We start from the raw sequence: 517 nt of genomic DNA on the forward strand, positions 1-517 counted from the left end.
GTGTCTGTATACTGGACCTCGGGGAGCGGACAAATGAGTGTGGCACAAAACACGGCTTCAGGCATCATCAAAAGTGTCCTGATTCAGCTCGAACAACGGCTCGATATTAAGGTCCTGATGGCGGCCGAGGCCGGGTCTCGTGCGTGGGGCTTCGCGTCGCCGGATTCGGATTACGACGTTCGCTTCATCTACTGCCGCCCTGTCGATCGGTATCTGACGGTGAATAAGCGCCGTGATGTACTGGACATAAACACGCCGGAACTGACCGAGGTGCTGCGCGATCTCGGGATCGACACGGATATCATGGATTTTGCGGGCTGGGACGCGGACAAGGCAGTGTACCAGATGAGCAAGTCGAACCCGCAGGTTCTGGAGTGGACGAATTCACCGATCATCNATCGACCCAATGCGCATCTGTTGGCGCTAGCCGAGAAGATGTACAACCCGATCCCGGTGATGCACCATTACAGGTCTATGGCCAAGGGCAATTTCCGTGAGTATCTTCAGGGGGACGAAG

The 517-nt window shown here is 56.0% G+C and carries 1 protein-coding gene; it reads left to right on the forward strand.

Annotated features, from left to right (window positions below):
• Positions 1 to 117 precede the first annotated feature (117 nt).
• Positions 118 to 517, forward strand: a 400-nt coding sequence (locus AC1RPU_RS07795) for a nucleotidyltransferase domain-containing protein (protein ID WP_481769611.1), incomplete at its 3' end; no start/stop codon positions are given.

The organism is Dellaglioa sp. CoH-55-MRSF-7, from assembly GCF_056782235.1.